This is a genomic window from uncultured Kordia sp. (genome assembly GCF_947496985.1).
Lineage (GTDB): Bacteria > Bacteroidota > Bacteroidia > Flavobacteriales > Flavobacteriaceae > Kordia.
Genome location: NZ_CANMEZ010000007.1, coordinates 1 through 25,543, shown reverse-complemented (window position 1 = coordinate 25,543; position 25,543 = coordinate 1). Strand labels below are relative to the sequence as shown.

Annotated in this window: 22 protein-coding genes; 1 reads left to right on the top strand and 21 read right to left on the bottom strand. The window is 32.5% G+C overall.

Features of this window, described 5'->3' with window-relative positions:
- Positions 1-10 precede the first annotated feature (10 nt).
- The 17 genes from Q0828_RS17020 to Q0828_RS16940 form a co-directional block, all read right to left on the bottom strand.
- On the bottom strand, positions 11-1,201 hold the full coding sequence (locus tag Q0828_RS17020; RefSeq protein WP_298423820.1) for a hypothetical protein: 1,191 nt from the start codon (positions 1,199-1,201) through the stop codon (positions 11-13).
- Position 1,202: 1 nt separating this feature from the next.
- Complete coding sequence (locus Q0828_RS17015) at positions 1,203-3,116, bottom strand: type II secretion system protein GspD (protein WP_298423818.1); 1,914 nt, start codon at positions 3,114-3,116, stop codon at positions 1,203-1,205.
- A gap of 3 nt (positions 3,117-3,119) precedes the next feature.
- Positions 3,120-4,541, bottom strand: coding sequence for a GspE/PulE family protein (locus Q0828_RS17010; protein WP_298423816.1), 1,422 nt, complete (start codon positions 4,539-4,541; stop codon positions 3,120-3,122).
- Complete coding sequence (locus tag Q0828_RS17005) at positions 4,531-5,019, bottom strand: hypothetical protein (RefSeq protein WP_298423814.1); 489 nt, start codon at positions 5,017-5,019, stop codon at positions 4,531-4,533. The genes Q0828_RS17010 and Q0828_RS17005 overlap by 11 nt, the downstream gene beginning before the upstream one ends.
- Before the next feature lie 4 nt (positions 5,020-5,023).
- Positions 5,024-5,452, bottom strand: coding sequence for a type II secretion system protein (locus Q0828_RS17000; protein WP_298423811.1), 429 nt, complete (start codon positions 5,450-5,452; stop codon positions 5,024-5,026).
- 301 nt (positions 5,453-5,753) lie between these two features.
- Positions 5,754-6,878 (bottom strand): type II secretion system F family protein, encoded by a 1,125-nt coding sequence (locus Q0828_RS16995; protein WP_298423808.1) that lies wholly within the window; start codon positions 6,876-6,878, stop codon positions 5,754-5,756.
- Entirely contained in the window at positions 6,862-7,344 is a 483-nt protein-coding gene (locus tag Q0828_RS16990; protein WP_298423803.1) for a hypothetical protein, read from the bottom strand. Before Q0828_RS16990 ends, Q0828_RS16995 begins: the two co-directional genes overlap by 17 nt.
- Positions 7,331-7,696, bottom strand: coding sequence for a hypothetical protein (locus Q0828_RS16985; protein WP_298423800.1), 366 nt, complete (start codon positions 7,694-7,696; stop codon positions 7,331-7,333). Before Q0828_RS16985 ends, Q0828_RS16990 begins: the two co-directional genes overlap by 14 nt.
- Positions 7,674-8,900 carry a hypothetical protein gene (locus Q0828_RS16980; protein WP_298423797.1) on the bottom strand — a complete coding sequence of 409 codons (1,227 nt, stop codon included), beginning with the start codon at positions 8,898-8,900 and terminating at the stop codon, positions 7,674-7,676. Before Q0828_RS16980 ends, Q0828_RS16985 begins: the two co-directional genes overlap by 23 nt.
- Entirely contained in the window at positions 8,884-9,465 is a 582-nt protein-coding gene (locus Q0828_RS16975; RefSeq protein ID WP_298423794.1) for a hypothetical protein, read from the bottom strand. The genes Q0828_RS16980 and Q0828_RS16975 overlap by 17 nt, the downstream gene beginning before the upstream one ends.
- Positions 9,466-9,662: 197 nt before the next feature.
- On the bottom strand, positions 9,663-10,076 hold the full coding sequence (locus tag Q0828_RS16970; protein WP_298423791.1) for a hypothetical protein: 414 nt from the start codon (positions 10,074-10,076) through the stop codon (positions 9,663-9,665).
- A gap of 163 nt (positions 10,077-10,239) precedes the next feature.
- Complete coding sequence (locus tag Q0828_RS16965) at positions 10,240-10,770, bottom strand: hypothetical protein (protein ID WP_298423788.1); 531 nt, start codon at positions 10,768-10,770, stop codon at positions 10,240-10,242.
- 6 nt (positions 10,771-10,776) lie between these two features.
- Positions 10,777-11,205: a hypothetical protein gene (locus Q0828_RS16960; RefSeq protein WP_298423785.1), complete on the bottom strand. Its 429-nt coding sequence runs from the start codon at positions 11,203-11,205 to the stop codon at positions 10,777-10,779.
- Positions 11,206-11,320: 115 nt separating this feature from the next.
- The gene (locus Q0828_RS16955) at positions 11,321-13,198 is read right to left on the bottom strand and encodes an OmpA family protein (protein WP_298423782.1); all 1,878 of its coding nucleotides are present in this window, start codon (positions 13,196-13,198) and stop codon (positions 11,321-11,323) included.
- An 18-nt stretch (positions 13,199-13,216) separates the two neighbouring features.
- A complete protein-coding gene (locus tag Q0828_RS16950; RefSeq protein WP_298423779.1) occupies positions 13,217-14,134 on the bottom strand; it encodes a type IX secretion system membrane protein PorP/SprF in 918 nt (305 codons plus the stop codon).
- Positions 14,135-14,183: 49 nt separating this feature from the next.
- A complete protein-coding gene (locus tag Q0828_RS16945; protein ID WP_298423776.1) occupies positions 14,184-18,464 on the bottom strand; it encodes a gliding motility-associated C-terminal domain-containing protein in 4,281 nt (1,426 codons plus the stop codon).
- A 91-nt stretch (positions 18,465-18,555) separates the two neighbouring features.
- Positions 18,556-19,521: an endonuclease gene (locus tag Q0828_RS16940; RefSeq protein ID WP_366523605.1), complete on the bottom strand. Its 966-nt coding sequence runs from the start codon at positions 19,519-19,521 to the stop codon at positions 18,556-18,558.
- Positions 19,522-19,601: 80 nt separating this feature from the next.
- On the opposite strand from Q0828_RS16940, the gene hflX reads away from it, so the two are divergent.
- Positions 19,602-20,813: a GTPase HflX gene (gene hflX, locus Q0828_RS16935; protein WP_298423773.1), complete on the top strand. Its 1,212-nt coding sequence runs from the start codon at positions 19,602-19,604 to the stop codon at positions 20,811-20,813.
- Positions 20,814-21,504: 691 nt separating this feature from the next.
- Here the strand turns inward: hflX and Q0828_RS16930 are convergent.
- The 4 genes from Q0828_RS16930 to Q0828_RS16915 form a co-directional block, all read right to left on the bottom strand.
- Positions 21,505-21,684 (bottom strand): hypothetical protein, encoded by a 180-nt coding sequence (locus tag Q0828_RS16930; RefSeq protein ID WP_298423770.1) that lies wholly within the window; start codon positions 21,682-21,684, stop codon positions 21,505-21,507.
- Positions 21,685-22,237: 553 nt separating this feature from the next.
- The gene (locus Q0828_RS16925; RefSeq protein ID WP_298423767.1) at positions 22,238-22,909 is read right to left on the bottom strand and encodes a helix-turn-helix domain-containing protein; all 672 of its coding nucleotides are present in this window, start codon (positions 22,907-22,909) and stop codon (positions 22,238-22,240) included.
- Between the two features lie 429 nt (positions 22,910-23,338).
- On the bottom strand, positions 23,339-23,515 hold the full coding sequence (locus Q0828_RS16920; RefSeq protein ID WP_298423764.1) for a hypothetical protein: 177 nt from the start codon (positions 23,513-23,515) through the stop codon (positions 23,339-23,341).
- A 296-nt stretch (positions 23,516-23,811) separates the two neighbouring features.
- Entirely contained in the window at positions 23,812-24,738 is a 927-nt protein-coding gene (locus tag Q0828_RS16915) for a hypothetical protein (RefSeq protein ID WP_298423761.1), read from the bottom strand.
- Between the last annotated feature and the right edge of the window lie 805 nt (positions 24,739-25,543).

Genomic DNA, 25,543 nt, shown 5'->3' with positions numbered 1-25,543 from the left:
TGAAGCATCATTAGAAATAGATATGTATTAAAAATGATTTTTGTTTCGATCGTCTCAATTGTGTGTACGCTTCTATTTCGGTCTTTTTTACCCACGATTTTGTGTTCAATTTTGCAACCCATTGTTGAAAATGATCATCGTTAATGGTATGTCCTGCTACATGAATTTGTTTTTTGAAAAAACGCACTTCTTTATCAGCTCGCATTTTCTTAGTCACAGGTGTAATATTCATATTTGATAACTTGATATTTTGAGGAACTGAATTTCCAATTTCATAAAAATAATGGGTCAAAAACTTCGGGTTGAATAAACCTGAAGTTGCAATAATTTCCTCTTTATCTTGTTTTTGTTGCTTGAGCACTACTAGTTTTTCTTGTATATCTTTTACTCCGGCTACAATAGCTTGTTTTTCGGAAGTTTCTGTGCGATATGTATTCAGTAAAAAATGACCAGTAATGATGCCAAATAATAGTATGACAATACCCGAAATTAGCGTAGTTTTTGTGGCTTTGTAATAGCTGAAGGCTGTTTTGTTTTCTTGTAAAAAAAACGTTTCAAATTGTATGACTTCTTCTTGAATATGATATTGTATGATCATTGCAAAAAGCGCAATTTCTTTGTGTGAAAAATGTAAATCTTCAATTTGATATTTAGTACTTTTAGAAACAGTATCTAATATTTCAAAATCAATAATGGCATGTTGCGATAATGTAATATTTGAAAGATTAGATGTTATATTTTGGTTCGATATGAATGAACGCAACACATAATTTACAAAAGGACCAATAGCAATGTCTAATACATGATATTTTTTAGCTTCCAATTGTGTCAAATACCTATCGATGATTTTTTTTCGACACATCGATACAAAAATTGCCTTTTCTTGATGTACTTCATAAAAGTAGAAATCATCTGGATTTGATTTAAAAAGCAACTTTTGTCTGTAATTTACAGCACGTTCCAATTTTTTATTCAAAATGCCAACTCCTGAGAAATGTAGAAATACAGGATGTTTGGTTTCAATTTCTTTGAAAACTTCAACAAACTGATTGGTTTCAAATCGTTTTCCAACTGAAAACTCATTTTGCTTTTTATGAATAGTCAGCACGCAAAATTGTACTTCATCTTCATTCAAAAAATGAATTCCTACTACTTGAAAAGTATTTTTTAATGGAATGATATGTGCTAGTTTTTCAAACATTTTAATACGTAACTGTTGGTTTGATTAATATGTGAAGTTTCGATTTTTCTTTCTTCTTTTTTCTACTACTAAAAAACCATTTGATTATGGGAATTCTAGAAAAGAAAGGCGTTCCTGTACCTGAATTTTCATTCTCTAATTCATCCAATCCTCCAAGTAAAATCATCTCATTATTCTTTACACGAATCATAGATTCAAATTTTCGAGTAGCTTTTCCAGGAGGAGCATTTTCACCAGCTCTTCCTAAAAAGGAGCTTTGTTCTACCGAAACTTCAAGCGTTACATGTTCGTCTTTAGACACAAATGGCTTGATGCGAACACTCAAATTTGCCTCCGTAGATTTCCATTGTCCTGATTGTAATACATTATTGTTTACACCAGTTTGTATCAGTTCATTTCGTTGTTCAAAATAGTAGCTTGTTTCTCCAATAGAAGTTGTAGCTTCATGACCATTTAGGGTGACTAATTTAGGCGTCGATTCTACTTTGATGTATGAATTGTTTTCAAGTGCTTTTAAACTCAGATAAAACCGTTCTGTAACTTTCCCAAGATTCACAATACCAAGTCCGTTAAAGGCATCAATGAGTCCATTTACCGAATTTGCATTCACTTGTACATCGCCCGTAGGGAATAATACACCTGAAGTTGTACGTTTGTTATCATCTAATCCGGCTTGTAAACCTGTTTGTATTTCATAGCCTTTTTGATATTGAACAATCATAATTTCAATTTCAACATTAGGAACAACTTTGTCAATTTCTTTCAAATATTCGCGCATGGCTCTTACTTGAATTTCTGAACCTGTTACTACAAAACCGTTGAGTTCTATAAATTCTACAATGTCCATTTTTTGAACCAATGCTTTTGGAAATGTTGCTTTTACAGATTCAATAGTTCTGTTTTCCATTTGAATTAAAGTGGTTCTTCTAATACCGTCCGTGTCGTGTTTCCCAATAAGGAATACTTCATCATCTTTTTTATATGTGTATTCTTTTCCCTTTAGTACATGTCCTAATAATTCTTCATAAGTAATTCCTGTTGCTAGTAATGTGGTCGTTAATTTTTCAGGTTTGTCATACATGAAATAATTGATGTTCAATTTTTCGGCAGCTTCTACTAAAATGCTTAGTACATCTGCTTCAAAAGCGTTGATAGATAGAAAGCCTTTTTTGTCAACTGCAAGTGTATATTCACCATTGTTTGTATTGGTACCTTTTTTCTTTTGAACACTTCTTTTACGATTCGATTTTGCTGTGGTTGGATTGTCTTTTATAACAATATCACTCTTATCTATATAGTAAAAATCATTTTCATCTTTTGTAATCATTAAGCCGTTTGACTTTGCCATCATTTCCAATACTTGATCAAATGGACGGTTGAGAATGTAGGATGAAACAGTTTGTTTTTTTATAGCTGGCGCTAGAATGATATTTTTCTGAGAAGCATCAATAATTGCTCGTGTAACTCTCGAAATGGAATCGTTTTTCAATTTTACAGAAAGGAAATCATTTTCTTTATTGTAACGAACGTCTATTTTTTTAGGCGGAATTGGTTTTGGAATTTCAGGAACAATTTCTTTCTTACGGATAACTAGTATTTTGCCCTTTACATCCATGTCCAAATCATGCTTTCCTACCAAAAAAAGCAAAACATCTTTCACTGGAACATCATAGAAATTACTAGAAATTAGTTGGTCTAATTCGGTGTCAACATCAATACTAAGTTTGTGTTCATCGGCGATTGCAGAAATAAAATCATATAATGTAATGCCCGAAATTTCTACTTGCATCGTTTTGTTATATGCTTTGACTTCAGTCGATAATGTTTCTAACTTTTCACGATATGCTGTATTCTGTTGCGCAAATGCCCATCCAGAAAATAGAAATAGAAGTATAAATATATAGTGCTTGTACATGTTTTAGGAGTTTAATAATATTGGATATACTTCCTCCAAAGAGGTAATTCCGTCTTTGAATAGTTGTAATGCTTTGTATGCCAAACTTTCTTCTTTGTTAATGAGTTTTTTGGCTTCTTGTATGCGTTCTTGTTTTATGATTTCGGCAATATCTTCCGTAATGGCAATCATTTCATAGATTGCAGTTCTGTCTTTATATCCTGTGTAGTAGCAATGATTGCAACCTTTTGCAGTATGTTGATGTGTTATTGTATTGTTTGTTCGTAATGATTTTGGTAAATCTTCTACATTGAGTATTGTTTCGGTTTTACAATGTTCACACAGTTTACGAATTAAGCGTTGTGCAATAGAAATATTGAGTGTTTCCGCAATTAAAAATGCAGGCACGCCCATATCAATTAATCGTGAAATGGTTCCTAAAGCTGAGTTTGTGTGGATAGTAGAAAGCACCAAATGCCCTGTGAGTGAAGCTCTAATAGCCATCTGCGCTGTTTGTGCATCTCTAATTTCTCCTAACATAATCACATCAGGGTCTTGGCGTAAAAACGAACGCAATGCAGCTGTAAATGTTAAACCGATATCTTCTTTCAATTGTACTTGATTGATCCCTTTTAGTGTATATTCTATTGGATCTTCTACCGTAACAATATTTGTTTTGGAATGATTTAGATGTTTCAATGTTGCATATAATGTAGTTGTTTTTCCAGAACCTGTAGGGCCACTAATTAACACAATGCCATTGGTTTTTTTTACGGCAGTACGATAACGTTCTTGTTCTTGCGAGTTCATACCTAAAGCGTTTAAGTTTAGGTGAGAAGCATCACGTCCTAACAAACGCATGACTACTTTTTCTCCATAATGAGTTGGCAAAATAGAAACACGAATGTCAAAAGTTTCAATAGTAATGCGACCATCTTGCGGCAAGCGTTTTTCTGTAATATCTAAGTTGGAACGAATTTTTATTTTGTTGATGAGTTCCAGGTAGTTTTCTGTTTGAATTTTATATTTTTCAATCAATAAACCATCAATTCGAAACCGAACACGTGCTTCTTCTTCAAATATTTCTACGTGTATATCACTTGCCCTAATTCCTTTCGCTTCATGCAATAATTCATCTAAAAAATCAGTGCTTAGCTGCTGTAATTCATTTGAAGTTGTTGCTTCAGTATCGCTAGTTCTATAATACGTAGCTAATGCTTTTTGAATAACTTCTGTAGACGCAAAAGCAATCGTGATTTTTTTATCCAATAATAATTGTAATTCTTGAATGAGTTTTTCACTGTCTGCTTCGTTTTTGTCTGTGTAAAAAGAAATACTGTTAGCATTTTCATCAAATGGAATAATTCGATAGTGATTTGCCAGTTCAGCACTTACAATTTGCTGCTGTGTTATAGATATGATGATATGTTGATTGTTAGAATTCAATGTAAAAAGGATTTACGATGTTCAACATTTTTAAACCAAAACAAATGATTAGTATGAAGGACAAATAACCCGCTAATGGAATTGTTTGTTCTTTTAAAATTGATTTTGAGAGTATAAAAACCACCACAGAAATCATTAATCCAATGATAAAAAACAAGATGTATTGCTGTACTTGAAATAGTGGTGTAATCACTATTAAAAATAGCAAGTCGCCTAATCCAATTGATTGATCAATAGGATTTTGAAAGGTTTTATTTTTTATTGTTAGATAAATCATAAATGCACTACTTGTAATGACTAAAAAACCAATGTTTTTTAGCATGTCAAAAAATGTGAGTTGTGGTTCGAGGTAGTTTAGAATAATGGCGATAATACCGATACCAATAATGGTAACTGCATGAATGGCTCTGTATTTGAAATCTTGAATTAAGATAATGACAAATACACTCAGTAATACGATGGTTATAATAGTTTTCAAAAGATCAATCTTTGACGACTTCTTTTAGATTTCGTTTGTGATCTATTTCCCAAGTATTGTAATTTCCGTCTCCATCAAAATCTTGAATGGATTGTGCTCTTGCTTTGAAACTGTTAATGCTAGCTTCTATAATTTCAATGCGATATACGGCTTGTCCACCTTTATCAATTGTAATTTCTCTTTCAAAGCCAATATCTTCAAAATTATCAGCGTATTTAGCATGTGTAAAGAAGTAGTTTCGTTGATACGAGTATAATGAATTTAGTGTTGATTTTGCTTCAATTGCACGTGCTTGTACAACGGCTTGTGTTTGATTTGGTAATACCAAATAAATCAAGATTCCAATTATGCACAATACAATAAGAATTTCTGTCAAAGAATATCCTTTTAGCCATAAAGACTGCTTTTTTGGGATGGGTTTTTTCTTCTTCATTTGTATTCGATTTTTATTATTCTGAAACTAAAGTATATAAAAAATGTAGTTTTAGAATAGTGGAATTAATAAGCGTAAGGAATAGTTGATAAGCGTTGCGTTTTTTTAATAAAAACAACAATTTTGAAGAAAAATATTACATTTCAAATTACTCACATCCAATACTTTGAGAAACGTTTTTTTCTTTATTAGTAGTATCTCTTTTGTTTTGTACTTGTCATATTGAACGCAGTCAAAATGTTGCATGCGTAAAGAAAATGAGGTTAATAATCAAAACAATAGATGATGAATTCCTGTTAGTTTAACCAATTACTTTACTCAAGTCAAACATAGGTGTGTACATGGAAATTAAGATAAACCCAACCAATGCGCCAATAACAATAATGATTAGCGGTTCTAGTATGGTTCCAACCATTTTTGTGGTATGTTCTATTTCGTCATTGTATTGATCGTTCAATTTGCTAAACATACTGTCAAGTGCATTGGTTTGTTCGCCAATACTAACTAATGAAACAAGTTTTTTAGGAAAAATGGTGTGTTTTTCTAAACTTTTGGAAAGTGTATGTCCTTTTAGAATGTCAAATTTTACCTGCTGAATTGCCTTCTGCATTGGGTAAAATGTGATCATTTCTTTGGTTAAATCTAAGGAAGTGATTAAAGGCGTTTTTGCGCTTAGTAATAGACTTAATGATTGACAAAATTGTGTAACATAAATCTTTTTTAAGAATGGTCCTAAAAATGGAATTTTCAATATTATTTCACCTAATATATTACGATAACGATCGTTTTTCTTATTCAGTTTATGTAGTACCATAATAGAAATTACTATTCCTGAAATGACAAGCATGATTGTATTGAAGTTCTCAGATAATCGAATAACAAATTTTGTAATTGCAGGTAATTCGCTTCCAAATTGTTTGAACACTGATGTAAACATAGGAACGATGTAATTGAGCATGAAATAGAGTACAATAAATGTAATTCCTAAGACAAAAGCTGGGTATGTTATCACAGAAACAATTTGACGTTTCATTTTTATTTTACGCGCAAAAAACCGTTGCAATTCCGTTAGTACGTCTGCTAGTTTTCGGGTTTCCTCTCCAATTTTAATACTGTAATATTCATACGGAGAAAATGTCTTGTGTTTTTGCAATGCATCAAATAGAGTACTTCCCGCAACGACGTCTTTATTAATAGTTGTTAGAATGTTTTTCGTTTTTTCAGACTTTTGCTGTGCTGCTAAGAGTTGTAATGATTGATTGAAATCTACGCCTGATTTTATTAATACAGCAAATTCTCTGTAGAAAGCTTCTTTATCTTTATTAGAGAATTTTGAAAAAAAATCAAACTGTAAACCTTTAGATTTCCCTTCTTTTTTTGACTCGGCTGTCGTCTTAACGGTATGTTTTTTAATATCTAGTTTCATGCGCAAAAGTTTCGTTGATCACATTCGTAGGATGTTCCTTTTTTTGATACTTTAGGTTGATGATTTCATCATATAATTTCACTTGCATGTCTATCGTATGATACTTTTCTTGTTTTGTATAGCGAAGCGAAACCACATTGGTAAGTAGTGGAGTTGATTGTTTGTCAAAGGTTCGTATTAAACTATCGTTTTGAGTTGTGTATATTTTTATTTCTTCTTTATAATTTTTAATGATGAGTTGCTCATTTTGATAAGAAACTACAGTTGCATCGTATAAGTCTTGTTTAAAAGTTGCATCAAATAAAACATATGCATTGCTTTGTAATTGCTGTTGTTGAAACATGATGAATTGCTTGTTAAATGTTGTGAATATCATATAAATAACACCAATTAAAGCACTCGTTATAATTAACCCAAAAATGGTTTCTGTAAGTGTAAATGCTTTATATTTCTTAGTCAAATTCATCTGTGCGTACTTTTAGTAAATACTGAAATGTTTTTCGTTCTTGATTTGTGATCAATTCAAGTTGTACATGTTTTATGTTTGTTGATTTATCATAAACACTTACTTTTTGTTCAATGGTATAATTAGGATAACTGTATGTTTTTTCTGTTATTTTTTGTTTTTTCTGTAACTCTGTTATTATTGTTTGAATTTGTTGCGAACCTTCAAAAAATGCGGTTGAATGTGCCGTTTTGAAAACGTTGACAAATACAATGGTGGCCATAATTACGCAAATAGCAATAATGGCGGTTGCCATAACTGATTCCAGCAGTGATGAAGCTCGTAACTTTTTAAAGTTCTTTAATGACTTCATATGTTGATTTTTTTGTACCTGTCTTCATTAATGGAATACCTGCAAATTGTTTAGGAAGTTTTGAACGATTAATTTCAACGTTCATCAGCATATTTTTATATGTGTTTTTTTCAATAGTTGTTGTGAGATAATTTGTATAGACACTTCCATATACTTTTCCAGTTATTTCTAAATTCCCTTCACAATACAAGTCTCCAACGATTATGGCATTTTTTTTAATCTTGATAAATGATTTAGAAGCCTTTTTTCTGGGTATGCCTGATAAAATAATACTACCCATGACAACACTATTTTCTCCAATAGTAATAGTGCCTAGTTTGTTTGGTTTATCAATGAAAATGCTTGAAGGGTATAGGAGTTGCACATCATCTTCAATGAAAACAGTATTTTTTGCGATGACTTGAATGTTTCCCACAAAACCAGCTTCAATTTTTACGTCGTCAGCTTTTATAATTACATCTTCCAATTCCATATGTTTATTAATTAGAAAAGTTCCTGATTTTTCAATAATGATATTCCCTTTGAGCTTTTTTCCTCTTAGTGAGTGACTATTATGAACTTTAAGTAATGCAGTTTCTTTATCAAATGAATGTACATAGACACTATTTTCTTCAAGGTTTTCTAATGTAACTTCATAATCAAATACCTTGGGCAATTGTTGTTGTTTTTTATTGATTGCAGGTAGTTTATTTTTTGAAGGAGATGTCACTCCGTTTATATGAATTTCAGTTTTTTCACCTTGCATATTTTTTTCATTCCATCGCGCTTTTGGAATGGCGATATCACCAATAATTTTAACTTTTCCAGCTACACTTTGAATTTTATCGTAGTCAGTCACAAATAGTGCTGTATTGTCCGTTTTCATACTACCAACCAAAACAGATTTATGTATTGTATCTTGATTGTAATATGTTTTTGCGTGAATTACTTTGTAAAACCCCCAATTGATTGTTTGAATTGTTGTCTTAATATGATCGTCAAAAATGGATTGTTGTGTTGTTTCTGTCTGATCTAAATTTACTTTGGAAAGCTGCCATTCAATAGCTGCGTTATTGGTAAGTTGTAATTGTGTTTTTTCTAGAGTTTGTTGCTGAAATAATGTATTGTAGCTTACTAATAATAGCATGCCAAAACATACCAATGCAATAAGAAGGCATGCAAAAACTGCATGGAGTAGAGAAGATGCTTTATACCGCTTTCGCATCTTTTTTACCTTTTTTAGACGTCTCCTTTTTTCGTTTAAATATTCGTTTGAAGAACGATTCGCGTTTTATCGTGTCGTTTGCCTTTTCAGGAATGATTTTTCCTGATTTATATGATAATGTATCTTTTTTATCATAATTGATCCAAGCGCCTTGTTTTTGACCATTTCGATAATTTCCTTCTTCTATTTTCTCACCTTTTTTATTATAGCTAATAAATTTTCCATGCAGCACACCTTTTTTCCAATGTATTACTTTTTCAAGTGCTCCACTTTCTAACCATTCGTGCCAAACGCCATGCTTTAAACCATTTTTAAAGTTTCCTTTTTCGGCAAGTTGTTTCGACTTATAAAATTTCTGATAACTGTCTACTAAAACTGCACCACCAATACCAGCACTCGATTGATGAATTTCTCCTGAACGATACCAATAATACATTTTATTTTCTTTTGGATTTTTAACAGTTTCCTGAGAAATATAAAATTCGTAATCAAAGTTTTGATGATTTATAATTCGCTTTTGTGGCGTTATGATAAGAATGAGAAATGCAGTGAGTATAAATTTCATTACCTGAATGTTATGGGGATTTGTAACGTGATTTTATTGCATATTACGATAGAAGTCTCAGAAATACCAATAGTTTTTTATAAGCGTAGCAATAAATGTATAAGCGTTGTCTTTTTGAGGTTTTTGTATAAAAAAAAGAGAAACTTTTAGTGTTTCTCTTTTTTTAAACTCTTATTCTTTATTTGTAATTGTTACCTTTAATTTGCTGGATCTGTATCTTGATAATCAACAGGAGCAAAGTATGTATTACCATCTAGCGATTGTTCAATGGTTACTGTGTTTTCTTGAATATTGGTAAACTGAAACCATAATTCTGAAGCTACTTGTGATTGTCCCGTTACATTATCTATTTTCATTAAACCATTTTCTTCATCTAGCCAAGACCAATCTCCAAATGATTCAAATACCATTCCTATGGCTTCTGTTCGTTGTTGATAGGTTCCGTTGCTATTAAAATAGATGTCAGCGGCAAATTCATTCGTATCATAATACCATTTGTCCGTTATGGAAGATGTATCATTTACTACTATTTGGTCATCATCACTACTACAACTTGTGAGTGTGAATATAAAAATGCAGCATGTTAGTTTTAAAATGTTTTTGAAATTCATGATCGTACGCTTTGTTAATTATTAATTTTATTAATACTTCAAAAGTAGGTTTTCATTTCAAAAATGTACACACGAATTTTGTAAGCGTAGTGATAAATGTATAAGCGTAGTATATGTGCTTAGCTTGTCTTTGAAAAGGATTGTGTTTAACAAATACTTTTAGTTATTCCATGGGATTTCCTGTTTGATCCAATGTTTTTGTATTGAGTATTTTATAACCAGACACTGTCTTTTCTAAACTATAAAAACGAGTGTAGAAAGATTCATTGGTAAATTTTAAAAAAGTTGCTTCACATATAATTTTGCTTTTATCACTATTTCCATATGGAATGGATAGGTTGATAACGCTTTCGTTACTATATGCGGGTATAAATTCTGAAAGTTGTTTATTACTTTCTTTACTTGGTTTCATATAAGCAACTAAGCTATCGATACTGTATAGTTTTACATTTTTAAATGTTTTTTTTGAAAGTTGAATGATGGTGTCTTTTTCACCAAAGAATGATGTAAACTCTGGGAAATCAAGAAATGTATTGTTTCGAGATTTATCTAATACACCAAGTGTGCTATCTTGTTTGAGCTCAGTTTTAATAATTTCTTTAAAGATAGTTTCAATGATTTTAGTATCTGAGTTTTTAGTATTAACACATGCAGTTAAAGATAAACACAGAATTAGATATCGTAGTTTTTTCATCTTTTACTATAATTCTATCAATTTTATTGTTTTAGAATCAATTTTTCCGTCTTCATCACAAACAGTTGTAAATTTTTTGAAGTATAAGGTTTCCAAGTTTTTTCTTGGGATTGGTTTAATTAGATATTGAATACTTTCTAAATAATACATAAAATGATCAGGCATTTTTATATTGAACTTTTTAATATAATGTTCTAAATCGGCACTCCAAATCCAATATCCATCGGTTGATAACGACTCATAATGTTCTATTGGTTCATTTGTTATAATACATTTTGTTGTATCAAGTAAGATAGAAAATGCTTCGTTTTTAGTCATATAATTAACTAAAGAGGAATTTTTACTAGGTTCTCGTTTATAATTATTTAGTATATAATCATCAGTAATATGGTAAACAATATAAGGACTCGTAGTCGCATCTAATAGAAATCTCATTTTGGCTAGGTGAATTAAGCTACCTAAATGTACTTAATATATAGCTATAAAAGAAGCCTGTAATTTTTAAATTACAGGCTTCTTTTTATAATCGTTAGTTAAGTATTTGTTGTACTTAATCTTTGCTTACAATAATAAAGTCAGAACGACGGTTTTGTTGGTGTTCTTCATCTGTACACTTAGTGCAATTTATTAATGGAGATGATTCACCTTTACCTTCACTACTTAAACGAGCAGCGTCAATTCCTCTAGAAATGATATACTGAACAGTAGACTTAGCTCTTCTATCAGATAATTTTTGATTGTAAGAAGCAGGTCCTCTAACATCTGTGTGTGTTTCCACTTTAATCACCATATTAGGATACTTAGTCATTACATTCACAACTTTATCTAATTCGAAAGCAGCATCTTGTCTGATGTTGTGCTTGTCAAAATCAAAATAGATTGGATTTAATACAATTACATCTTCAATGATTTCTTCAATTGGAGCTAATGCTATATCAACTCTTCTTTCAGGAGTATCACCACTATTCACATCAATTTTTTGAGGAACATATCCTTGAATTGTTGCTTCTAAGATAGAAGATTTATCACATTCAACTTTGAACGTTACTTTTCCTTCAGAATCTGTTGTTTTAGATCCAACACTATTTCCTTTATCATCTGCTAATACAACATTGGCACCGCTTAATACAGTTCCAGTTTCTTTATCAGTTACTGTAATTACGTAATCAACATCACAGATTGGATTGATAAGAGTTGTTTCATAAATATCATCATCACCTTTTCCGCCATCACGGTTAGAGGCTACAAATCCTTTTTTTGCTTCTTCATCAAAAGTAAATGAGAAATCATCAGCGTTACTGTTTAATGGAGTTCCTAAGTTACGAACTGCACCAAAAGTATTTCCTTTAATTTTTGAAGCAAATACATCTAATCCTCCAATACCTAAGTGTCCGTCAGATGAGAAGTATAATGTGTTGTTTTTACTGATGAATGGGAAAAATTCTCTTCCTTCGGTATTAATATCAGCACCTAAGTTTTCTGGCTCACCAAAAGAACCGTCATCATTGATAGCAACTTTATAAATATCTGATTGTCCAAGTCCACCTGGCATATCAGAAGCAAAATATAATGTTTTACCATCTGCACTCACTGTTGGATGTCCTACAGAATATTCATCATTGTTAAAAGGAAGTGGTTGAACATTTGTCCATTCTCCATTAGACATTGTCGCTTTGTATAAATTTAAAGTTCCAATACCTTCTTCATTTTTCTTAAACTTACCTTCATAGTAGTTTTCACGTGTAAAGTACATTGTTTTCTTATCAGGAGAAAAGCTTAATGTTCCTTCGTGAAACTTTGTGTTGATGTCTTTTGATAATGCTTCTGCACTAGATAAATTACCGTCTCCATCATAGGAAGCCATGTAGATATCTAAGTATGGTTGGTCATTCCAGCCATATTTTCTTCCACCATCACGAGTAGATGTAAAGTATACTACACCACCAGCAGCAACAGCTCCAAAGTCAGAATTTTGAGTGTTGATTTCAGAATTCTTTACTTCAAACTTTGTTACTTTTGCTAAAATTTGAGGAATGTAGTTTGGATTTTTATTGAACGCAATAGCTCTTTTGTCTCTTGGTTTTGCAGCAGCAAATTTAGACATGTATTCATTGTGTTCTTTATACTTTCCATTAGCTTTTAACATTTGTGCATATTTGTAATACACACCTGGGCTACTACTTCCTTCTGATATTGCTTGATAATACCAGCGTTCAGCATCTTTTGTTTTAAATAAATTGTAGTAACAATTTGCAAGTTGCTCATATACATAAGCATCTGCATCATCAATAGCGATTTCAAGATATTTCTCTGCCGCTTTTACATAGGCAAATCGCTCATATAGCTTGTCAGCTTTTTTAGTTCTATCGCTCTGTGCAAAAACATTTGATGTCGCTAGAACGAGAATTAATATTAGTAATTTTTTCATTTGTTTTGGCGTATTAGGTTAGAAATATCTTGGCGAACGAGAAACTTTTCTTGGGAAGTATAAATCAAATAATAAGAATACTTCGTGAGAAGAGCTAGCAACAGAAGAAATTTCTGAAGTAACTGCATCATAGGCATAACCTATACGTAATCTCGGGTTAATCGCAAAGTTGACCATTCCACTAAAGGAGTCATCTAAACGATAAGAAGCTCCAATTTCAAATTTTTCATAGAATAAAGCATTTGCATTGATATCAAACGATGTTGGCGCATCAAATGCAGACTTTACTAAGAATGAAGGTTTGATTTTAGTGTTTGGACTTACTTGGAATACATAACCACCCGTTAGGAAGTAATGTGATACCTCAGAACCAAAAGCTCTACCATTGACATCTAAGTGTTTTCCTTTGAGGAAGTTTGGCACCGATAATGCTAGGTAGTAATTGTCTGTGTAATAAAATAAACCAGCTCCTAAGTTGAATGTTGTTTTATTTACATTGCTGGAAAACGCTTCATCACCAGCATCAATTAATGTTGGATTTACTTCGGATAGTAATCCAATATCATGGAATGTTAATCCTCCTTTTAATCCAAAAGCTAGTTTGTGTGCGCCTCCTAAATTTAGAGTGTATGCAAAATCAGCATACGTGTTGGTTTCTTTTACAGGTCCTATTTGGTCAGAGATTAATGATAACCCTAAACCAACATTTTTACCGACTGGCGAGTGCCCAAAAAACGTAAGTGTTTTTGGGGCACCGTCAAATCCGGTCCATTGATTTCTGTATAATGCACCTAAAGATATTCCTTCTTTAGAACCTGCATACGCAGGGTTTATAACTGCCATATTGTACATGTACTGAGTGTACTGTGGATCTTGTTGTGCAAAAGACGGCAGTGTGAAAAGTAATATAAATAGTGCGATATATATGTTCTTCATGATATGATATTATTTATAATATAGAATGTTAATTTTTACGTAGCAGATCTTATTTATTTAAATATATCCATCCGTGTTTAGTTTGCCCATCTTCAAGCTTCAATACATAAAAATAAGTTCCTACTGGTAATTCATCATTATCATTTGTCTGACCATGCCATTCGTCTACATAGTTTACTTTCTTATATAAAGAACGACCATGCGAACTAAAGATTTCTACTTCTTGAACTCTAAATGCAGCCAAGTTCCAAATGTCATTTAATCCGTCTCCATTTGGTGAAATTCCATTAGGGAATGAACACATTGAGTTCACTACACTAAATGATTTCATACTTACACATCCGTCAGGAGTTGTAATCTCAACTGTGTATTCTCCATCCTCTGTAGCAATGAATTGAGAACCTGTGTTATTCGTTGAAGATCCTCCAGACCATTCGTACGATACTGTAGCAGGATCGTAAGAACCATTTAATGGTGATACAGTAATTGTATATTCGTCATTGATACATTCTCCTTCGATAGCAATATTTTCAGGATCAATAATTTCAAGTACTGCAATATCAAATGGACCAGATGTGAAACATCCAGTTACATCATCTTGAATACGTAAGTATAATGTTTGTGCATTAGGTGTTGTATTTATATATGTTGTAGGATCTGCAAGCATTCCAGTTCCTGCATCGGCATCGGCAAGTGTTTCATAGTAAGTAACTGAAACTCCTGTTTGCGTTCCTATTACATTTGCATCTTGTTGTGTAAGATCAAATTCTGTAATTCCATCATAATCATCATCACAGAACTCTAATGTTTCAGTTGCTACAATTTCAGGATTTCTCTGAACTGTTACTGTTACATCATCAGTTAATGTAACTAATGAACCATCTGCTAAAGCATATGTGATGGATGCTGTATACGTAGTATCTTCTGTTGGAGATACTGTAATATCTGTATTATTACTAATTACGTTACCATCTTGATCAAGCCACTCAAATGTATAGTTAGGGTTACCGTCTGGAACAAATCTCCATAGTTCTTGTTCAGTAACTTCCCATACACCATTGTTTCTTGTTGGAGGTGCATATCCTACAGTTCCGCCAGCATTTTGAATACCAACAATAGCAATACCGCCATCATTCCATGTTGGACAGATTGGTTTTTCAATTAGTATAACATCAATAACATTAGAAGATTCATATAAGATGATCTGTTGTGTTGTCATAATGTCATTACATCCAAAATGTGGTACTTGGAAGAAAGTAGCCTTAAATTGACGTGAAGGCGCTGTTCCTACTACTGCATATTCAATATAGTGGTCTCCTGCTACTCCAGGATCAATATCATGGAATGCTCCATGAATTGCATTATCAGGAACACTTGGCGTAGGAAGTAAATCTCCTGGTGCAAAGTTCCAAGGACAGAATGCACTAGGATCTGCAGGATCAAAAGAAATTAATCCGTTTGCTCCAATAGAAAGTTGAGTATATGAAGTTCCAAAGTATTCAAATTCAAATCCTATGTTAATAGCAGATGAGTATCTATCATCTAAAGTAATAGAAGTTGGTTCTCCTGTTAAGTTATCAGGAGGACATTGTAAGTCTGAGATTGAATATGTACTTGTATCAGATGTGATAGAACTGGCCATGAATGTAGCAGATAAATCTGTTGAAGTTACATCACATGTCTGTAATTGATCGTATCCGGCATTGATAATTCCACATGCTTGATCAGGACAGAATGCCTGTGTTTGTGGTGTACTTGTCAATACACAGTTTGTATCATCAGTATCAGCTACTGTAAATACTACTGGCGTCGTATTTGGATAAGGTCCAAAAGTATAAATACCAGCAGTTGTTACTACTTGTGCAGCACTTCCGAAATCATCAGAAATTGTTATAGACATTGCATCTCCAGTATCTGTAATTTCTACATCTACTAAGAATTGCTCTCCTTGCGCACAATCTTCAACAATTGTGTATGTAGCAGTTGGTCTAAAACATGTTAAACATTCAGCTGTCCATTCCCATGTAGTACCATCTCCAGTAGCACAACTTTGGAATCCACCACTGTTTACTACGATAAAAATGTTTCCACCTGTAGATTCTAAAACTAAACCTACTAAATCTCCAGCATTGTTACCTTCAAATATAACAGGAGCAGTAGCGTCTGATCCATCATACACAGTAATGGTGTCAAAATCATCTACAATTGTTCCTGCTGTAAATGTTAATCTTACTGGGAATCCAGAGTCAGAAGTAAATAAGAATGTATTGTCATCATTGTTTGTATAACAGTGACTTACGTTAATAGGTCCGTTAGCACAAACTAAGTTGAATACTTGATTTGGATCAGGACGTGTTGTGAAGCTTTGTTCAGCACATCCACTAGCCAATCCATTTCCGTTATAAGCAAGAATAGTAATATAATATGTAGTACTATATGTTAAGTCTCCTAAAGCGTAGTTTGTTACGTTTCCTACATCTACTCCGTTAAGAACATCATTACCTCCAGGAGTAGTTCCTACAGTAACAATATATCCAGCTGGACTTCCAATAGCAGTTCCCCAAGAAATATTACCTCCAATAATGTCAATAGCTGTAGCTCCATCTGCTGGGCTAATTAAATCAACACATGTTGGTGGTGCAGTAGGATCAACACATGTTACTGTAAAGTCCCAAGGAGTTTGCTGACCTGTACCACAACTGTTACTACCATCAGCAGTAATTTGGAAAATTAATTTATCACTAGTAGATTCAAAAGTAAATCCAGCTAATTCTCCACCATTTCCATATCCGTTGTATAATTGAGTTACACCATCAGCAGCATATATAATAAGTTCATCCCATGTGTTTTCTACAGTACCTGAGTTAAAAGAAAGTGCTAATGTTGATGCTGGGTCAGAAGACATATAGTAAAAGAATGTAGTGTCTCCGTTTGTATAACAATAAGTATCTGATATTCCAGCACCAGTACAATCTACCATAGTAAATGGATCAGGACGTACAGTAAAGCTTTCTTCTGTACAACCAGTAGCATTACCATTTACATTATATGGTATCACAGTTACATAATGTGTAGTACTATATGCTAATGTTCCTGGGTCATATGTGTTTACAAGACCTACATCAGTTAATGGTAATACATCAGTTCCTCCAGGTGAAGTTCCTATAGATATTGAATATCCAGTTGGGTTACCTCCAGCAGTTGTCCAAGAAATATCAGCTTCTTCAAGTACATCAACGTCTCCGTCAGAAGGAGAAGTTAATGTAACACATGCAGGTGGTGCAGATGCATCCACACATGATATTGTATAATCCCAAGGGTTGATAGCAGTACTACTTAAACAGCTAATAGAACCATCAGAAGTAACAGTAAGACTTAATGAAGAACCAGTTGATTCAAAAATAAGTCCAGCTAAGTCACCACCAGCTCCATATCCGTTGTATAATTCAGTAACTCCATCAGAGTCATAAATAATTAATTCATCCCAGTTATTTTCTACATTACCAGAATTGAATATAATTTGTAGTGTAGAACCGTCTGAACTTGCATAGTTGAATACTTCTGAGTTGTTATTGTCATAACAGAAACCTGTTACATTTAATGGTACACCAGTAGAACAATCTATAGTAACATTTGGATCATCACGAGTTGTAAAACTAGATTCAGTACATCCAGTAGTATTTCCATTTGCATTGTAAGGTGTAATTGTCACATAAAAAGTTGTAGCATAAGCTAATGTTCCAGGATCATATGTGTTTACAAGACCTACATCAAATCCATCTAAAACATCATTTCCTCCAGGAGTTGTACCTATAGTTATTAGGTATCCTGTAGGACCACCTGTAGCAGTTCCCCAGCTAATATCTTCATCCTCATCTACGTCAACGGCACCATCAGTTGGTGAAGTTACAGTAACACATGAAGGAGGTAGTGTAGTATCTACACAAGTAACTGTAAAATCCCAAGGAGTGTATCCTTCAGATTGACAGCCAAAAACTCCATCAGATTGAATTGCAATAGTAATTGTGTCTCCAGTAGACTCAAAAGAAAGACCTGTTAGGTCTCCACCAGCTCCATATCCATTATAGATTTCAGAGCCATCAGAATTTGTGATGATGAGTTCATCCCAATTATTCTCTACTTGTCCGGCGTTGAAAGTGACTGCCAGTGGGGATCCATCATTACTAGTGTAAACGAAAGATGTTGTATCATTATTGTCATAGCAGAATCCAGTGTTGTTTACGGGCCCTGCCGTACAGTCAACTGTGGTCTGTGAGTATGATAACGCACTGAAAAATGTCACCATGATCAACAAGGTAATTTTTTTCATAAAAAAGTTGGTTAATAGTTAGTAGCCCTAAAAGTAATAAAAAAAAGTAAACTTAACTTTACTTTAACACTTTAGTTGCAAAAAATGAACCTTATTTATTGAATTTCAATTTTACGTATACTGGGAAGTGGTCACTATAACCGCCTAAATATTTTCTGCCTGCATAGGTTCTAAAAGGAGTTCCTTCGTATCTTCCTTTCCAGTTTGTTAAGAAATGATCGTCAAAAATATCTGCGGATGCAAAACTGTGTGTTCCCTTTTTATAATTGAAGAAATTTGTTGAAAAAATAACCTGATCAAATAGGTTCCATTCACCTTTATAATTAAGACTACCTTTATATAAAGTAAGTAGTTTTTCCATCGGATTATACAAATCGGCACTCATTAAGTATTTATTAATACTTTCATCCGTTGGGTTGTCATTGAAATCGCCCATTACTATAATGTGTGGATCAAATTCAGTGTCTTGAATTGCTTCAATCTTTTCTCGGACAACTTGTGCCGCTTTTATTCGTTTGTGTGCAGTTTCGCCAGCACCATCTCTTCTAGATGACCAATGGTTTACAAATATATGTACATCTTCACCATGAAGAAGCCCTTTTACATATAAAGTATCTCTTGTAAAATCACGTACGCCTTCTTCATTATATAATAAGATAGGTATAGATTCTGAATGTGTCACTTCAAAATGCCCTTTTTGATATAACAAACCTACATCAATTCCTCTTTCATCTGGTGAATTATAATGTACAAAGTCATAATCAAATTTTTGTAACTTTTCAGTTGCTATTAAATCAGTAAGTACTTTTTTATTTTCAACCTCAGCTACTCCTATAAGTACAGGAGCATTGTCTGTTTCATCTGCACCTAAGCTCGCAATTGCCGAACTAAGTTTGTATAATTTCTTTTCATATCGTTTTGGAGTCCAGTTACGATCTGCTTCAGGTAAAAAATCATTATCTAATACATTTTTATCATCAACCGTATCGAATAAGTTTTCAAGATTGTAAAATGCAACCGTATGATACGAATGTTTTGTTGTTGTTTTCTCCATCATTATATATAAAAGTCTTCTATAAGATATAAATGTACTAAAATCAATAAAGGAATTGTGTAACTTTGCTTTTTTATTTTATTATGTTAGAAAAGAAAACTATTGCATACGAACGCGCGATACTTATAGGAGTAATTACAAAAGTACAAGATGAAGCCAAATCTAAAGAGTATTTGGACGAGCTTGAATTTTTGACGTATACTGCAGGTGGCGAAGTCGTAAAGCGATTTACACAGAAGATGGAAATTCCAAATCCAAAAACATTTATTGGAACAGGAAAAATGGAAGAAGTAGAAGAGTTTGTAAAATCAAACGAAATAGGTTCGGTTATTTTTGATGATGAGTTATCACCTGGGCAACAGCGAAATATTGAACGTTTGTTGAAATGTAAGATTATTGATAGAACAGGATTGATTCTAGATATTTTTGCACAACGTGCACAAACTAGTTATGCCCGTACACAAGTAGAGTTGGCACAATATCAATATTTACTACCACGATTAACAGGATTATGGACTCACTTGGAACGTCAACGAGGGGGAATTGGAATGCGTGGACCTGGGGAAACTGAGATTGAAACCGATAGACGTATTGTACGTGATAAAATTTCATTGCTTCGAAAAAAGATGAAAACCATTGATAAGCAAATGGCAGTACAACGTGGAAATAGAGGTGCTTTAATTCGTGTGGCGTTGGTAGGATATACCAATGTTGGAAAATCAACCTTAATGAATGTGGTTAGTAAAAGTGCGGTGTTTGCCGAAAATAAACTCTTTGCCACCTTAGACACTACAGTACGTAAAGTGGTAATTGGAAATCTTCCCTTCTTATTAAGTGATACGGTAGGGTTTATTAGAAAATTACCAACACAATTAGTAGATTCATTCAAAAGCACTTTGGACGAAGTACGCGAAGCAGACTTATTATTACATGTAGTAGATATTTCGCATCCGAATTTTGAAGATCATATTGCTTCGGTAAATCAAATTTTAGGAGAAATTAAAAGTGCAGACAAACCAACGGTAATGGTGTTTAATAAAATTGATGCCTATACACACGAAACTATTGATAATGATGATTTGGTTACCGAAAAAACCAAAGCGCATTACACTTTAGATGATTGGAAACGTACATGGATGAATACCATGGGAGAAAATGCTTTGTTTATTTCTGCCATTAATAAAGAAAATTTAGACGAGTTTAAACGTAAAGTATATAATGTAGTACGTGAAATACATGTAACACGTTTTCCATATAATAATTTCTTGTATCCAGATTATGAGGAATTAGGTTAACCTTTAAAATATAATATTGTGAAAAATAGCGGATAGTTGATACTATTCGCTATTTTTTTAATCAGTATCAGAATCTAGAGTATTAGATTCGTAAACTCTTTCCTTTATAAATATTAATTCGCAGCCCTAATAGGACTAGGACTAGGACTGGCTGGACTGGCTGGACTGGCAGGTCTAATAGGTAAACATAAACAGTCACTTATAACTGTACATGGCTGTAAAGTAGGACAGTCTGGTTCAGAACAGAGAGCACCTGTTGGAGGTAGCCCTCCATTTAACACTTCTAAGTTCGAAATTGATTTTTTGTTAAGCTTTAATGATTTTAGATTTCTTTTTTTCATGATTAAATGTTTAAGATTTATACTTTACAGGGACAGAAACGAAGAAACATTACCCAATATTTACAAGCATTAACATTCATATGTATTTAAAGTCAACTCTTAATTTTTGAAATGCGTATTAAAATTATGAACGCTTTTCTACTAAGAATTTTTTAAAACAAGTAATGTGTTAAGTAAGAAGTGCTAGCTATAAGATTGAATTTTAGCTAAAAAAATATAGTTGTCTTCTATATATTTTTTCTGAAACGTATTTTAAAATCAGTCCAGTCAATACGAATAATTAAGATTTGAAGAAAAAAAGCGAACCGAAGTTCGCTTATAATTTTTTATAATGTACCGTAAAAAGTTTCTTATTCTTCAAGAAGACATTTAATTGATGAACAATCATCTGTACAAATAGCTAAACTTACAATTACGATATTACATACGGCTCCAAAAGTATAGATTGTACCTCCTTTAATAGATTTTTGGCTAAGGTTTGAAATAGACTTTTTGTTCAGATTCAATGATTTTAAACTCTTTTTTTTCATGATATAAAATTTATGATGTTAATAATAATTGAATTTAGAGCTAATAGCTAAGGAAGGCAATAATAGTTACTTAAGATTTATAAATTATAAGTATAAAATGAAACAAACACTTTTACATGAGAATAGAATCATTTACAGGTCAAAATTGCCTGTGTTCCTTTTTCATGCCTATTAAGTTTTGTGATTTTGATAAATATGAAGAATTATTTAAAATAAAAAAGCGAACCAAAGTTCGCTTTAGAATAATGTATTCCAACAAATAAATTCTCCAATACTATACCATCTTGGTCGCTCACAACCATCACTCACTGGTTCAACAGGAAGACAATTGTAAGAAGTAGGTGGTACCTTCTTTAATTTTAAAGTTCGAGATTGATTTTTTGTTAAGCTTTAAGGTTTCTTATTTACATGATTAAATATTAAAAAAAATTAATAATGCTCTAAATAATGAATAGTATCTGTAAGAAAAACATAAACATCTGACGTTTTGTAAAATATCATAACGAGTTATATAGAAAATAACGTTTTACAACTAAGCCTAACAAGGTTTAGCTTATACCAATTTACTATCTGTTTGTTGTTTTAAGAAGCTAGAAACGGTTTCGCCCGTTTTTTTCTGAAATGCTTTTGAGAATGAATTTGCTGAGGCAAAGCCTGCTTCTTTTGCCATGGCTTTTACAGTATACTTTTTAAAATTAGAACTGCCTTTTAATTTTTCAATACTATATTGAATGCGCAAATCATTGATGTAATTTCGAAACGATTTTAGCTTATGCGTATTAATGATTTTAGATAAATATTTGGTATTGGTTTGTAGCTCTTTGGCAAATTCATGTAGTGTGATTTTGGATAGTAAAAAACCTCTTTCCTTTTCAAATTGTTTCAATTCTTGTAAAATAGTTGCTACAATTGCTGGGTCAATATCTAACTGATGATCATTTGTATCTGAAGTTTCTTTGCTAGTAACTTGCTGACTTTCCAACAAACGCATTATCTTCTGCAAACGGATCTCTCCTTTCTTATTCAGAAAACATAACAAGCCAAACACTAGGATCAATACTACAATAATTGCCGCTAGTACATATACATGTATTTCAAACTCTTGTTGTTTTTCAAGCAAGTTATTAACTAATTGTTGCGTTTTATCTATTTGTATTGCAGTTGCATACATATTAGTAGGTATACACAGGTAAATAATAGCGAATAGTATATATGTTGTTTTCATGTTTTTTAATTTAAAAAATTCAATACTGTTATCTAATTCATCATTTCTTTAACTTATAACTCAGGAATTATTCCTGAGTTCCTTTTCAAGCTCTATATCCACTTGATTAGTAATTGTTGGTTTCTCTTTCAGTTTTAGAAACATTCGTATAAATAGCATAGCAACAAAAATGATAAGTACTACTTCTGCGATAATGACGCATATTAAAATTGTTTTATTGAATCCCATTGTTATTGATGTTATTAGTGTTAATGGCTATTAATAACAATCAATTTTGGTTTAAAAAAAGCCATGCGTATAGCAGGCTATGCTATTTTATAAGCATGGCTTTTGGGTAATTATGAAAAAATTAGTGAAACTCACTCTTGCGAAGCCGAAGGCGTACACACTAGTGTAAGTTGAACAGACATTATTATAAAATGGTGTCTGTTATTCGCTTTGAAGTTTTTTTAGTTTTTCTCTATTCAATTGTGTTTGTGAGTCCATCAATTTAAATAGTTTTAAAACGAGTTTTATTCCAAAAACAATAACTGTTATTAATATAGCTATGGATACAAATTGCCAAAGCACTAATACAAAACTGAATGAATCTATGGTTGTTTCCATGGTTTAGTTTTGTTTATCCTTTTTCTTTTTTGAATCAAAATACAAGTAACCTGCATATACAATAGTTATAATAAGTAATAGGATCTGTATCCAAAAATAATTATGTTCTTTATCTAAAAATTGAACGATAAAAATTAAGACTAACGGAATATATAGTACATTTTTTTTCATGATTGATTCTTTTTTTCCTTATGCTCTTTTATTTTTTTTCGTAAATAACGTCCAATTGTAAACCTAAAAACGATTAACCCGATAATTCCAATAATAATTCCTGTATACTTTTCCATATGATTTGTTTAAAATGCATTGCTTAGTGCTACGCAAAGTCCAAATTCTGCTACTAATAAAACTGTTCCCCAGCCGCTTAAACCGGCTATAAATTTCTTTGCTACTTTTTTGAATGCTTTCTTTAATACTTTTCCTTTAATTTTTTTACCCTGTAATGCATCTCTTAATGCTCCTAAAGAATCTAGTCCAAGAGCAGCTATTGCACATCCTCCGATTGTATTCCAATTTTGAGCATGTACAGTTTGTGCTCCAAGTAATGATGACATTAAATTTAACTCAGAATTCATAGCAATTCCTTCCGCTTCCGCTTCTACAGATAAAACAGCATTTACAAATGGAATCATAATTGATTCATCTGCACCGTCTAATGCTTCAATGATATCTGCTTCTGTCAAATCTCTTGACAATAGGAAGTTTCTCGCAGCAGTAATTGCTGGGTCTAATGCTTCTTGTGTTGGTTCGATTGGGATATCAAAACACATACTAAATCCAAATTCAGTGGATGTACCATCTATAGGTTCATTAGTCTCATCATCCACAACTACAGGTCGCTCTCCTGACTGATTCCCTGCATTAATAACATCTCCCAATGTATTCACACTAGTGGGATCAATAACACCTGTATTAGATGGTTCATCGTCTTGATTTAATAATAAACACATTTTAAAAGTAGTAATTTCATTATTATTTTCTTCTGCGATTCCATTAATTTTAATACTTCCTTTAGTAGATGATGGATTAATAACAATTTCATTAAGTCTGGCATTACTTTCATGTAAGGCTGCTAAAAAATTATCTTTAGCTTCGTCTTCTTGTTTATAATCTGTACTATCTGTTTGACATGCTTGAAATATAAATACAATAGCTACTAATGATAGTTTTATTAAAAAAATAGCTAACATTCCTTTTCCTACTCTTTGCGTTACATTACTCATAATTTTATTGGTTTTTTAAATACGCCTACTCATTCGTTTTTCGGCATCCACGACTGTTTGTTTCATAGTAGTTAGTATTTAGATATGAGTATTGAGATCGTTTTTAAGTCTCACCACTCAATACTAATACCTCACTACTACCAAAGGAATAGTATCCTTATAAAAAACATTTGCCGCGATGTGTATCTTGAACTCTTCTCAACTTTTTTTAGCCGTATCGCTGTTATGACTTTCAAAAAGTGCCTTGTCTGAACAAATTGCTTCTAAATTTCGGTTAAAAATTAAAAATCAAGATGAGTTCATAAAAAATACCTATCTTTGATGTGCAGATCGTAGGCAAATGTTTATTTGTTTACTTAGAACTCTCACCACTGGTGGGAGTTTTTTTATTTTAGCTCGTTTTGAGTTGAAAATGATTTCATTTCAGAACGGAGTTTGTACGTTTTATGTTTTGTGTGATTCTGAATCAAGTTCAGAATGACGTTCTATATTCTCTTTTTTTAGGTTATTTACAGTCTTTTTTCGGTTTTACATAGGTTTGAAGCGGTTCATTACTATTTGTTACCCCTCTAGGAACTGTTTTGATGTGGTTATTTACCCATTACAAGTGCTTCAGTACCCTTTTTAGTAGGTTCTGTAAGGGGTTTACCCCCTAAAGGAACCCCTTTTTTTAGGTTTGGAACCCCGTCGAACCATTACAGAACCTCAATTATTGGTTACATAACCTCCATTGCACCATTACCAAACCCCAATTATTCATTATATAACCCCAACTAATGATGAATGAACTTCAAGCATTGGTTAG